This window comes from Citrobacter sp. CK191 (assembly GCF_030333435.1).
GTDB classification, from domain to species: domain Bacteria; phylum Pseudomonadota; class Gammaproteobacteria; order Enterobacterales; family Enterobacteriaceae; genus Citrobacter_B; species Citrobacter_B koseri.
Genome location: NZ_JAOWFX010000003.1, coordinates 44,346 through 57,067 on the forward strand (window position 1 = coordinate 44,346; position 12,722 = coordinate 57,067).

Genomic DNA, 12,722 nt, shown 5'->3' on the forward strand with positions numbered 1-12,722 from the left:
AAATGTTTAATTTAAATTATATTTAAACCCAACCCTGATCTGGTATTCGTTTTTGGTGTCATCGCCATCTTTATATTCATCCAGATAACCTAATTCAAAGAAGGGATAAAAACGTGGCGTCGCATGGAAGTTAAAAACAAAATTATGTTGCAGCGTATGGTTTTTACCATTCGCATATTCAAATTTATCGCCATGCGTTTTACTGTAATATGTCGGATTATATTGCACCCAAAAATCTGGCGTAAAATATTTGGTCAGATAAATATCAACGCGATGTTCCGAAGAGTCGTCCCAGTCGCCCTGTAGCGTCTGGCTGTCGTGATTTTGATGATTATAGCGATAGCGTAAAACGGCACCCAGCGTTGGGTCAAAGTGATAACCAATACCGAGGTAAGGATCGATACGTGAACCGGCGGACTCCCAATGGAAGACAACCCCAGGTTCAAGCCAGAAGTCGCTCTCGCCCAGCGGGAACGGCTTGTTAAACTCTGCTTCTTCGTAGCTGCTTTTCCACTGCTCCATATTCTTACCGAGATCGGAGTCCGTCTCAAAACTCCAGTACATTCGGGCGAAAATACTGTTCGGGTCCTGCACCACGCCTGTCAGCATCAGTCGTTGTAAAAAACGCTCGCTGGCCGTGCGATACTGTGTGCGTGGCGCAAAATAAACCGTCGTAAACGGTTTTTCTTTTGCCTGTGGCGCCGTCGTTGAATGACTGCTATTGTCCGCAAAAACGCTGGCGGAAGGCATGACCAGTGCAGCCGCTAATAGGGCTGTATTCATATTCTTACTTTGCATTATATTTTCCTTGCAGAAACAGAGATAAAATCTCCCCCTGCTAACTGAATAGCATTATTATTCAACAGGAGGAGTGGGATATTACCAGTAACTATTCCAGCATGACGTTGCGCGGGTAATGGCCTCCATCAGGAAATAATCACCCCAGGCACAGCATTCATTCACGCCGACGTTACCTTTAAAATAATAAACAGAATGTTTTAATAATCCTTCGCCTTCTTTGTGCTCCAGATTGAGATAGCCGTCGAGCATCCGCTCAATCATTCGCAATGCCAGCGCCTCATAACTTTCACGATCGGGATGAGTCGCCGGAAGCTGTTTTACCAGCTCCAGTAAGGCGCAGGCGAGAATCGCGCTGGCAGAACTGTCTCTTTCGCTGTTGGGATCGGTCAGCGCCAGATCCCAGTAACAGACCAGGTCTTCCGGCAAACGGTTAATAAAATAGTTTGCCAGCGTCTGGCTCAATTCCAGCAGTTTCTCATCCCCGGTATAGAGGTAGTTCAGCAGAAAACCATACACGCCCCATGCCTGCCCACGCGACCAGCAGGAATCGTCGGAGAACCCCTGATGGGTATTGCCAAAGCGTGGCTCACCGGTGTGAACATCCATATAGTACGTGTGAAACGTCGAGCCGTCCTCGCGCACAATATAGCGTCGCGCCTGCTCAATATGGCTTTTCGCCGCCTGTGCATAGCGCGGGTCGCCCGTTGTCGCGCTGGCCTGATACAACAACGGCAGATTCATATTGCAGTCAATGATCATCCTCCCCTGCTGTTCCGGGTTATCCAGCTCTCCCCATGCCTGAATAATGCCGCACTTGTCGTGATAGCGCTCCATCAACACTTCTGCCGCCTGCTGGGCGATATATATTGCCTCCCGGTTATCGGTCAATTTGCTGGCAGCCACGCAGGAAAGGCTGTACAGAAACCCGAGGTCATGGTGGTTAGTGTGGTCGCGCTTTGCGATACGTTCGCCAAAGGAGCGGACATGCTGCCCGGCTAACGCGCGATATGCGGCATTCCCTGTCCACTCCCATGCCAGCCACAGTTGCCCGGTCCAGAAACTGGTCGTCCACTCCTGATTATCGATAATCGGATAGATACCGTTTTTACATGCCGCGTCGGGAAAACGCTGGCCGAAATAAGCGCTGTTACGATCAACAGCCTTTAAAATCACCGGCAACGCATGACGAATTTTCTGCGCGATAGCAGCGCGCTCGCCGCGCTGTAGCGCAACAGGGACAATCGTTTCTTTACGGATAGTTGCAGACATAATTCTCTCGTTTTCTTTACTTTAATGAATGGCTTCTTGCCCGTGGGCAGGGATGGCGGTGTTTTTTTTATGCTGATAGCAGGGAGATAGCGTGATGGCGGAGATCCCGGTAAATATCAGCGCGATGATGCCCATAATCAGATAGGTGTGCTCAAAACCGATCTTCTGATAGGCATACCCGGCAGGCGGCGCCACCACGATAGAGCCGACGTAAATCATGGCCTGATAACCCAGCAGATACATCGTGGCGTTGACGCGTTTGTCGAAGTGTTCGGCGATATATTTGAAAACCGAGACCAGAATCAGCGCAATTTCAATCCCATACAGCGGTTTCACCAGGCAGATAATCAGCGGATCGTTGGTTAACCCGGAGATAATCAAACGCAGGCTGATCACCAGCCCTGTCAGGAGCATCCCCTGCTTGGCGCCGATGCGGTTAATGATGGCGGGCACCAGCATCATGCCGAAGAACTCGGCGGCGGACTGCGCGGTGCTCATGTAGCCAAACATGGCGTTTCCTTCCTCTTTGGTACTGAAGAAGGTGACGAAATAGCGAGAGAATTGCTGCTCGGCAATAAACATCATCCATGCCACGCCCGCGATATACAGGGAGAAGGTCCAGAACTTTTTATTACGCAGCAGCTGGAACACATCGCCAATGACAATCTTCTCTTTCGACAGAACGTTGTTTTCTTCCTGACCAAAGTGATCGACCTTCAGCGTCAGCAGCACCGCGAACATGCACAGCGCGGAAACGGTGCTGATAACAAAGTTGATTTTGGGGGAGATATTGTAGAGATAGCCGGAAAACGACGACGCCGTCGCCCAGCCCAGCGCCGCCCACATGCGGATACGGCCAAACTCCATGTCATACAGACGGCTGAAACGGTCAACATACGACTCTTCTGCCGCCACGCCCGCATACCAGCCGAGGCTGAAAAACAGCGCGCCGACAATCATTCCGCTGACAAAATGGGTTTGCAGCAGCGGCAGATAGCACCAGATGTAAAACGGCGCCATCAGTGCCGAAACAATACAGACAAAATAGAGCAGGTGTTTTTTCATGCCCATTTTGTCCATGATGTAGCCGTAAACGGGTTTGATAATCACCGCAAAAACGCCGTTAACGGCAAACACCGTGCCGATTTCCACGCCATCCAGCCCGGCTTTATCCCCCAGCCAGATAGCATACAGGCCAAAACTGGCCGCCCAGGTAAAGGTAAACAGAAATACAAACAGACTCAGCTTGATGTAAGCCGAACGTGTCGACTGAACAGGGTTCATCATTATTTTCTCCGCATCAGCGTCAATTATTTTATTTCCAGCGTTTTCGAGTTCAGCGTCAGCACCTGATTGACACGATCGAATGCCATGATTACCGGCGGCGGCAGCGTCGGAGACATCGTGGCGTTAACGCTACAGGCCAGCCAGTGAGTGCCCGGCGTGAGCGTCGTGCCGAGACAGGGGATCTCTCCAGGAGAGGCATACAGAATGTTGCTGTTCGGCGGGGTGGTGACGACCAGCGGCTGGCGTTCAGCCAGCAAATCCTCGATCTGACACACGCCGGAAGTGGTACTGAGAGTCAGCCCGTTTTTTGCCATTCGGGTCGTCGTCAGATGATGGCGATTCAGTGCGAATCCGCCTTCCACGCAGTCGAGCGTGCGTGGGGTTACAACGCGATGCAGCCGGAGATGCCCCTGCTCATGCGGAATAAGCCAGGTCGTGACGCTGACATCCGGCCAGGGGCGCCAGACGCTTCGAAGCCACGCTGGCGTCATCTCCACCGCATCGCACTCGCGACGCCCGCGCCAGTAGCCGTCCTGCTCGCTGAACATCAGCGTCGAGTCACAGGCGGCATGGTTCAGACCATACACACCGCGTTCAAGGGTGAAACCAAAGTGGCTGGAATAGGCGAACTTGCAGTATTTGGCGTCGAAATTGACGAAGTTATTGCGATCGTACTGCCCGGACATCAGCATCCAGACGTGATGGTTATCCTCCGCATGAACAATAAACTGCCCGGCTTCCGCTATCGGGTGAACCGTCTCCAGCACGGGCAATGGCGCGGGTTCCGCCTGCCAGAACGCACTCTCTTGCGGCAGCGCCAGAATCAGCAATGCCTTACATGCCCAGTACGGCGAACCGGGGCTGTTGTAATCTTCGGTCATCACCAGATTCGGGTATGTGTACCCCAGCGTGAACAAACCATCCGGGCCGATAAACGGTTGGCTCAGCCACCAGTCGATATGCCGCAGGATCAGCCCTTTGATAACCGGTACGCTAAACACATCCAGCCCGGTATATGCCACCGCGCTCCAGAATGCGACCTGTACGAAGCGATAAGTCAGGCTACGGCCAAAGGGGATCGCATTGCCGTCACCGGTAAAGTAATGGATATAATCTTTCGCGAACTGACGCGCGCGCTGACGATAGCGCAGGCAACGTTCGGGATCAGCATCCTGCATAAAGTGGCTGTACAGCAGGCTGTAAAAGTGAAACCCGCTGGAGATGTAGTAGTCGCGCGGCTTACCGGCGCCATCGGCGTACCAGCCGTTGCCAAGCCAGAACGGTTCAATGGCATTCAGATGCTTATCAATCACCATCATGTCGTAATGCCGCCCGACGCACTTAAGCCCCACCTGCACCAGCACCGGGAAGAAATGCCAGTTGTTATCGGGGATCTGAATGTCGGCGCTCTGGCGTAACCAGCGCTCCAGATTGTTTTGCTCGTCGGTGGAGAGCGCTGACCAAAGCCCCGTTCCCGGTAACGCCAGCGCCAGGCCAAACGCCGCCATTTCGACGCATCGCTGATCGTTATCCGCCAGGGAGCCCCAGTAATCAGGATGTTCGGGATCGCAGCCGTGACGAATACCGTCGATAAACGTCTCGCGAAAATCATCGGCTTCGCCACCGCTCAGTAACGGCGCCAGCAGCCACAGCAGACGGGAGAAACCTTCCATTCCGGCGACATCCGCCGGGTAGTGTGCAGACGTTTCTCCGGCGTCCAGACGCGTGTTCCCTCGCCTCAAATGGGGGACGGCTGACGCCAGCCATTGTTGCGCCAGTCCGACATATTCTTGCCTTATTCGCATAATGAAACCTCGTTTCATTTGATAAATGTTGGACGCATAATAAGGATTCAGACGGACAGACAAATGTGATAATTGTCGTATTTTCGGACAACGTCGGTGATGAATAACAACATTCATCCTCTTTTAGCGACAAAAATTCGATTAGAGTGATAAAAGTTTAAGTTTATTCACATTGCGGGAGGGGCGGGCAGAAATGCAGCGAATGGAAGACAGCAGTTATCTTGAGAATATCAACCTCAACGATAAGTCGATTTACTTTAACCGCATGAAGAATATGCCTGCCAACTACTACCACTGGCATCAGTGTGTGGAGATCCTGTCAGTTTCTCAGGGAGTTGGCATCGCGCTAATGGAGCACCAGCAGTACACCGTTAAACCGGGGCGTATTTTTATTTTTCCGCCGGGAAAGCTGCATAAGGTGTTTGTCGAGCAGGACGATCGTAATGTTTATCACCGTACAACGCTGCATTTTAATGGCTCAATTATTGAGCAGTACCTGCGGGATTTTCCGCGTCAGCAAATGTTGCTGCGTCAGCTCTGCGGTCGGGGAGAAAAGGCGCGGGTATTTGATGTCGGCGACGTACAGCCGGTGATTGAAACGCTGCTGAGCCGTTTTGAAACGCTGGTAAAAAGCAAAACGTTCAGCGTCAGCGACAGCGCATTTCTGGTGATGCAGATTATCAGCCTGCTGCCGCATCAGGAGCAGGCGACGGGATACAATACCTTTTCGGTCAGCATTATCCGTTGGATAGAAACTCATTTTCACCAGCGCTGCTCGCTGGACGATATCGCCCGCGAGATGGGCTGCTCGCGCGGACATGCCTCACGCCGCTTTCACGAGGAAACGGGCGGCACCATTCAGGAGTATCTGATGATGCGCCGTATCCGTCAGGCATGTGAATTGCTGTTGCACACCAACAGCTCAGTGCGTGAGATTGCCGAACAGGTCGGTTTCTCCGAGTACGCCTGGTTTATTACCTGTTTTCGCAAGAATATGGGTAAAACGCCGTTGCAATATCGCAAAACGTATTCCCCCGCCTAGTTTCCACGCTGGATGGTCTGGTCTGTAGGCCGGATAAGGCGAAGCCGCCACCCGGCGCGTTGACAGATTACGTCTGGCAGTGTGGACACCAGTAGAACGGGCGCGAGGAGAGCGTCGTTTTCTCAATAATGCCGCCGCAGCGCTCGCAGGCTTCGCCGTCCCGGTGGAACACCTTAAAGCGAAACAGCGCGCCGTGATGCGTGTTCTCATCCGCCTGACCGCGCGTGGTATAAGAAAGACGCGGGATATCGAGCAGCGCATGAGATAACGCCTCCAGCTGTTGGTCACTGAGATCTTTCGCCTTATGCTGCCCCGTCAGCCCTACCTGCCAGAGAATTTCCACACGCAGATAGTTGCCCAGCCCGGCGAGAAACGCCTGATCCAGCAACAGCCCGGAAAACTGACGATTACGAAAACGCGCAGAGAGCAGACGCGCTTTTACATCACTGGGCGTCAGCCGCGGGTCCAGCACGTCCGGCCCGACGCGTTGCAGAAACGGGTGGGTGGCGAGCTGTTCCGGCGTCAACATTTCAATGTCGGACGCGCTGTAAAGCAGAATGGTTTTATCCGCCGTTTGCAGGTTAACGCGTAATACCCGGCTGGTTGCCGGGATGTTCCCCGTCTCCACTACTCGCCATACGCCATACAACTGGTTATGGCTGTAGAGCGTCAGCCCCTGCGAAAAGTGGGTCAGCAACGCTTTCCCCCGCGTTTCGATATGGGTGACCGTCTGCCCAATCAGCGGCGATTCATACGGTTTTAACTGCGAAAAGGCAAACCAGACGTCCGTCAACGGTTTGCCTTTGATCGCCGCCTCCAGGTTATCCGCCGCACGACGGATCTCCGGGCCTTCAGGCATAGTTCTGTCCTTTGTTAGTGAGTTGCTCCGCCTGTTACTGCAATGTCAGTTTCCACATGAAGCGCTGTGACAATGGCGATTTCCAACGCCTGACGCACCGTTTCCGCCGCCATGCTGGGCGCACCAGGATGTGCCGCCGCCTGTTCCGGCAGATAAGGAATATGGATAAATCCACCCTTCACGTCCTGAATATCGCGCAATTTATGCAACAGTCCATACATTACGTGGTTGCAGACAAAAGTGCCTGCGGTCTGAGAGACCGATGCCGGAATCCCCGCTTCGCGCATCGCCGAGACCATCGCTTTGATCGGCAGCGTGCTAAACCAGGCTGCCGGGCCTTCCGCCACGATGGGCTCATCAACTGGCTGCCTGCCGCGATTATCGGGGATACGCGCATCGTCAATATTAATCGCCACGCGCTCCACGGTAATATCCGTGCGCCCTCCGGCCTGCCCTATCGCCAGCACCAGCACCGGGGATAACGCGTCAATCGCCGCATTCAGCACGGTGAGAGAGTCGCCAAAGACGCAAGGGAGTTGGCGGGCCACCACGCGACACCCTGCGATAATAGCATTGTCGAGACGCGAGACCACTTCCCAGGAAGGGTTAACCTGCTCGCCGCCGAAGGGTTCAAACCCGGTGATTAATACCGTCTTCATCCTTCCTCCTTACAGAAACATCAGGAAATACATCAGAAACACGTTAACCAACAGCAGCACAATACCGGTCGGCACCTGCGCTTTAATCACCGCATTTTTATCCGGCAGTTCCAGCAGCGCCGCAGGCACGATATTAAAGTTTGCCGCCATCGGCGTCATCAGCGTTCCGCAGTAGCCGGAGAACATGCCGATTGCCGCCATCACCGCCGGGTTCCCGCCATGTTGCAGCACCAGGATTGGAATCCCAATCCCCGCCGTCACAATCGGGAATGCAGCAAAGGCGTTCCCCATCACCATCGTCAGTAGCGCCATACCGATGGTGTAGACCGCCACGGCGATAAAACGGCTATCGACGGCAAGATATTCCTGGGTGAGATACGAAATTCCGCTGCCGACGCCTGCCGCGGTAAATAACAGCCCTAACGTGGCGAGGATCTGCGGTAAAATGAACGCCCAACCGATGGAATCCAGCAGACGACGCGCTTCCTGAATCGGCTGGTGTACCTTCTCATGCGTCATCTTTATCGCCATCCCCAGACCAATCAATGACCCCGCAGTCATGGAAAACAGCGTCACCAGCGTGGCGTGATTGCCCGGCCCGAATAGCGCCTCCTGCAATCCGGGAACATGGTTGAACATAAGCACGCCGATCACCGTGACCACCGGGATCGCCAGCGCCGGATAAAACAGGCGGTTGCCCAGACGACTGGCGCTTTCCTCACGCTGTTCGCGAGTTCGCTGGTGATAGCTTCCCAGCTTCACGCCGCCAAAACCGGCAATCAGCGCCATCACCACCACCGCCCCACCGACAGCGATGTTAACCATGCGTTTGTCGCCCACCAGCTGATAAGTCCAGTCGCCGAGCAGGAACAGTACGCCATAAACGCCCCAGAATAACCCCGTCGTCAGGCGACGCGGATTGGCTTTGTCCTGCCACGACATGACGGCGACAATCAACAGCACCACACCGGCCAGCCAATAGAGATAGCTTTGTTGAAAATTCATTTCGCCTCTCCTTTGCTCATCGCCGCGCTGACTTTCGCCACTTCACGTTGCAGATAATTGTCCAGACGCCACAGGCGCGCGCCGTGAATCAGAAAAGCGCAGATCGCCGTCGGAATCCCCCACAGCGCAATATGCAGCGGCTCGGTCTGAATCCCGCCGGACTCCAGCATGAAGTTGTGCATAAAGATGATGGCGCCAAAAGCCACGAAAATGTCTTCGCCAAAAAACAGCCCGACGTTATCGGTGGCTGCTGACATTGCCCGCAGCCGGTAGCGAACCGTGCCTGGCAGTTCCCCGTGTATTTTCTCTGCCGCCCCTTCCGCCATCGGCGCCAGCAACGGACGCACCATTTGCGGATGGCCGCCGAGACTGGTCAGCCCCAGCGCTGCCGTCGCTTCGCGGACAAACAGATAGACAATCAGCAGACGTCCTGCCGTGGCGCTGCGGATTTTCGCGATCCACGCCTGCGCGCGCTCTTTGAGCCCGTGACGTTCCAGCAGACCGATAACCGCCAGCGGAATCAGCAGAATAAAGGGCAGGTTACGGGTATTGAGGAACCCTTCACCCAGTTTTTCGAGGATCGTGGCGATCGGCATCTGCGCCGCCAGTCCCGTGACGATCCCGGCAATAATGACCACTAATACCGGGTTAAAGCGTAAAAGAAATCCAGCCACAATGACGGCGATACCCATCAGTGGCCAGAGAGAAATTGCGTCTCCCATGATCCGTTCCTGTCAGTCGTGTTGCGTTGTTTTTATTTGCACAGCGCCTCTTCGGGCACTGTGTCAGCCTGGTTATTGGTTATGCCATAATCCTGATACTGCGTTCTTCAAACGCCGCGCGCAAACGACGGGCAAAAGCGAGTGCGTGCTCGCCGTCGCCGTGAATACATACCGTTTGCGCCACAACGTTCGCCCATTCACCGGTAATGCTTTTCACTCTACCGGATTCCACCATGCCCAGCGTTTGCGCCAACGCGTGCTCTTCGTCTTCTACCAGCGCGCCCGGCTGGGTTCGCGGCACCAGGCTGCCGTCAGCCTGATACCCCCGATCGGCAAAAACTTCCTGACGCGTCGTCAGGCCATAATGCTCGCCTGCGCGAATCAGTTCGCTGCCCGCCAGCCCGACCAGAATCAGCGACGGATCGCAGGCATGTACCGCTCTGGCGATGGCATCCGCCAGCTGTGGATCTTTCGCCGCCTGGTTGTACAACATACCGTGCGGTTTGACATGACGCATAACGCCGCCTTCCGCGCGGGCTATCGCCGCCAGCGCGCCGATCTGGTACAGCGTCTGGGCGTAGACGGTTTCCGGCGGTAACGTCATGGCGGTGCGGCCAAAGTTTTCCCGATCCGGGAAACTGGGATGCGCGCCAATCGCTACGCCGTTTTTCAGCGCTTCGCGCACGCTCGCCAGCATGGTTTGCGCATCGCCCGCGTGAAATCCGCAGGCGATGTTGGCGGATGACACCAGTTGCAGTAACGCCGCATCGCTGGCGCACCCTTCTCCTAAGTCTGCGTTAAGATCAATGTTCATCGTTGAGTCGCCATGTTAACTGTTCCAGATAACGCTGCTGATCGTGACGCGCCTTAAGCGCCTCCTCCAGCGTACACTGAACAAAATGGATCGGTTGCCCGAGAGGGATCTGCGCCAGATGATACATATCCGCCTCAATGATGCAGGCGATACGCGGGTAGCCGCCGGTGGTCTGGGCATCGTTCATCAGCACGATCGGCTGACCATTATGCGGCACCTGAATAACGCCCGGCAGCAGCCCGTGCGACAGTAACTCACGTTCGGTGGTACGTTTCAGCGGTTGCCCCTGCAAACGATAGCCCATACGGTTACTTTGCGGGCTAAGCTGCCACGGCGAGCGCCAGAACGCCTCCTGCGAGGCCGCTTCAAACTCCTGGTATTCCGGGCCAGGCAACGCGCGAATCCGGTTCCCCCACAGCAGCTGTTTAACGCCCTGCGGGCCGCTGAACTGGCGTTCTGACCTTCCTGTCGCCAGCCGATCGCCATCTTTTAACAAGCGCCCTTCCAGCCCGCCAATGCCGACCTTCAGGTCGGTACTGCACGACCCCATCACTTCAGGCACGTCAATGCCGCCCGCCACGGCCAGATAGCTGCGCATTCCGTGGAGCGGGCGCTTCAGCGCCAGACGCTGCTCTGCTTTCACCGGCAGCCGCCAGCCGGTCCAGACCGGTTGGTCGTCCAGACGGGCCTCGCACCCGGCGCCGGTCAATGCAAACCAGCCGTCGGATTCAAATTCCACCACCAGTTGGCCGAGCGTAATCTCCAGCGCCGGAGCACTGGCGTCATTCCCCACCAGCAGGTTCGCAATATGCAGTGCCGGTTTGTCCAGCGCGCCGCAATGGCTAATACCGGACTGACGATAGCCGTGTCGTCCCCCATCCTGCACTGAGGTGTACATACCCGCGCGAATAATGTTCAGCATACCCCCTCCTTCTGCGGGACAAAGCGTATGGTGTCGCCCGGACGTAACAGGATGGGCTCATCCCGCTGTGGGTCGAACAGCTTCAGCGGCGTATGGCCGATTAGTTGCCAGCCACCCGGCGTCGGCAGAGGGTAAATCCCGGTTTGCGGGCCGCCAATCCCCACGGAACCCGCCGGAACAATCAGGCGCGGTTCTGCCCGTCTTGGCGTGTGTAATTGTTCCGGTAAGCCCCCGAGATACGGAAAGCCCGGCTGAAAACCTAAAAACCAGACGACGTACTCTACTGAAGCGTGCAGTTCAACCACCTGCTTTTCGCTTAATCCGCTGTGTCGCGCCACCTCCGCCAGATCCGGGCCGCCCTCGCCGCCGTAGGTCACGGGAATTTCGATAAAGCGTGAATCAGGCTCCAGCGCCTCGCTCTCTTCCCACCAGCGCTGCAAACGTTCAATCGCATCCAGCGCCAGCGTCTGCGGCTCGCGCAGGATCACCGTGATATTGTTCATACCCGGAATTGCTTCAACAACATTCGGCATATCGACCAGACGCTGCGCCAGTCGCCAGATGCGTTTCTGGGATGCCAGCGTGACCGGCGGCTCAAGCTCCAGCACCACCGCCGTTTCACCTAACAGATAACAACGCGCTCGTTGCACTTTCGTCCCTCTCGTGTTTTATGCGTTATGCCGGATTGGGAATATCAATAAAGGTCACATCCAGACTCGTATTTTCAGTCAGCCATTCGCTTAACGCGCGAATACCGCCGCGCTCGGTGGCGTGGTGTCCGGCGGCATAGAAATGCAGCCCCTGTTCGCGGGCGGAGTGAATCGTTTGTTCAGAGACCTCGCCAGTAATAAACGCATCCACGCCAAAGCGCGCGGCGCTGTCGATAAAACTTTGCCCGCCACCGGTACACCAGGCCACACGCTGCACTTTTTCCGGCCCGGTATCGCCGCACCATAACGGTTTACGTCCCAGGCGCGCTTCAATCCACGAGGCCAGTTCCAGCCCCGGCACCGGCATTGATAACTCTCCCCACGGCACCAGCGGCTCGATTTCCCCCATCACGGTAATGCCAAGCAGCGCCGCCAGCTGCACGTTGTTTCCCAGTTCCGGGTGCGCATCCAACGGCAGATGCCAGCCATAGAGGTTAATGTCATTCGCCAGCAGCGTTTTCAGCCGATTGCGTTTCATACCGCGAATGACCGGAGATTCCCCTTTCCAGAAGTAACCATGATGAACGATGACCGCATCAGCCTGCTGGCGTACCGCTTCATCCAGTAAGGCCTGGCTTGCCGTCACGCCGGTCACGATTTTTTGCACCGTCTCTTTGCCTTCAACCTGTAAGCCATTCGGCGCGTAATCGCTGATGGCCGCGCTGTTCAGCTTTTCATTGATCAGTTGTTCCAGTTCGGTGTTTTTCATCATCGCTCCCTTCTTCATATGTGCACTACGTTAAAATAGCGTTCTCCCGTCACTTCGTCGATAGCCATTTCTTCGACACATTGAGAAACAATCACGCCGTTTTAAGACGCAAAATGCT

Annotated in this window: 13 protein-coding genes; 1 reads left to right on the forward strand and 12 read right to left on the reverse strand. The window is 55.3% G+C overall.

Translation table 11 applies throughout. The features are described 5' to 3' along the window. Positions 1 to 6: 6 nt before the first annotated feature. From OGV82_RS00215 to OGV82_RS00230, 4 genes are all read right to left on the reverse strand, one after another. The gene (locus OGV82_RS00215; RefSeq protein WP_047458101.1) at positions 7 to 798 is read right to left on the reverse strand and encodes an oligogalacturonate-specific porin KdgM family protein; all 792 of its coding nucleotides are present in this window, start codon (positions 796 to 798) and stop codon (positions 7 to 9) included. A gap of 81 nt (positions 799 to 879) precedes the next feature. Further along, positions 880 to 2,070 carry a glycoside hydrolase family 88 protein gene (locus OGV82_RS00220; protein WP_047458103.1) on the reverse strand — a complete coding sequence of 397 codons (1,191 nt, stop codon included), beginning with the start codon at positions 2,068 to 2,070 and terminating at the stop codon, positions 880 to 882. A 21-nt stretch (positions 2,071 to 2,091) separates the two neighbouring features. Next, entirely contained in the window at positions 2,092 to 3,357 is a 1,266-nt protein-coding gene (locus OGV82_RS00225) for an oligosaccharide MFS transporter (RefSeq protein ID WP_012133289.1), read from the reverse strand. Between the two features lie 23 nt (positions 3,358 to 3,380). Then, on the reverse strand, positions 3,381 to 5,162 hold the full coding sequence (locus tag OGV82_RS00230) for a DUF2264 domain-containing protein (RefSeq protein ID WP_047458113.1): 1,782 nt from the start codon (positions 5,160 to 5,162) through the stop codon (positions 3,381 to 3,383). A gap of 193 nt (positions 5,163 to 5,355) precedes the next feature. Here OGV82_RS00230 and OGV82_RS00235 point away from each other — a divergent pair, with 193 nt between their 5' ends. Beyond that, entirely contained in the window at positions 5,356 to 6,204 is an 849-nt protein-coding gene (locus OGV82_RS00235; protein ID WP_058668776.1) for an AraC family transcriptional regulator, read from the forward strand. Positions 6,205 to 6,271: 67 nt separating this feature from the next. Here OGV82_RS00235 and nei read toward each other — a convergent pair whose 3' ends face one another. From nei to ybgI, 8 genes are all read right to left on the reverse strand, one after another. Beyond that, positions 6,272 to 7,063, reverse strand: a complete 792-nt coding sequence (nei, locus tag OGV82_RS00240) for an endonuclease VIII (RefSeq protein ID WP_047458116.1) — start codon at positions 7,061 to 7,063, stop codon at positions 6,272 to 6,274. Positions 7,064 to 7,077: 14 nt separating this feature from the next. Then, entirely contained in the window at positions 7,078 to 7,722 is a 645-nt protein-coding gene (gene pcp, locus OGV82_RS00245; protein WP_012133293.1) for a pyroglutamyl-peptidase I, read from the reverse strand. Positions 7,723 to 7,731: 9 nt separating this feature from the next. Beyond that, the gene (locus tag OGV82_RS00250; protein ID WP_012133294.1) at positions 7,732 to 8,727 is read right to left on the reverse strand and encodes a DUF979 domain-containing protein; all 996 of its coding nucleotides are present in this window, start codon (positions 8,725 to 8,727) and stop codon (positions 7,732 to 7,734) included. Next, on the reverse strand, positions 8,724 to 9,449 hold the full coding sequence (locus OGV82_RS00255) for a DUF969 domain-containing protein (RefSeq protein WP_012133295.1): 726 nt from the start codon (positions 9,447 to 9,449) through the stop codon (positions 8,724 to 8,726). The genes OGV82_RS00250 and OGV82_RS00255 overlap by 4 nt, the downstream gene beginning before the upstream one ends. Positions 9,450 to 9,528: 79 nt before the next feature. Then, a complete protein-coding gene (gene pxpA, locus OGV82_RS00260) occupies positions 9,529 to 10,263 on the reverse strand; it encodes a 5-oxoprolinase subunit PxpA (RefSeq protein WP_047458118.1) in 735 nt (244 codons plus the stop codon). Further along, positions 10,253 to 11,185, reverse strand: coding sequence for a 5-oxoprolinase subunit PxpC (pxpC, locus tag OGV82_RS00265; RefSeq protein ID WP_047458120.1), 933 nt, complete (start codon positions 11,183 to 11,185; stop codon positions 10,253 to 10,255). The genes pxpA and pxpC overlap by 11 nt, the downstream gene beginning before the upstream one ends. Next, positions 11,179 to 11,835: a 5-oxoprolinase subunit PxpB gene (gene pxpB / locus OGV82_RS00270; protein WP_047458123.1), complete on the reverse strand. Its 657-nt coding sequence runs from the start codon at positions 11,833 to 11,835 to the stop codon at positions 11,179 to 11,181. Before pxpB ends, pxpC begins: the two co-directional genes overlap by 7 nt. A gap of 25 nt (positions 11,836 to 11,860) precedes the next feature. Further along, positions 11,861 to 12,604, reverse strand: coding sequence for a radiation resistance protein YbgI (gene ybgI / locus OGV82_RS00275; RefSeq protein ID WP_024130534.1), 744 nt, complete (start codon positions 12,602 to 12,604; stop codon positions 11,861 to 11,863). Between the last annotated feature and the right edge of the window lie 118 nt (positions 12,605 to 12,722).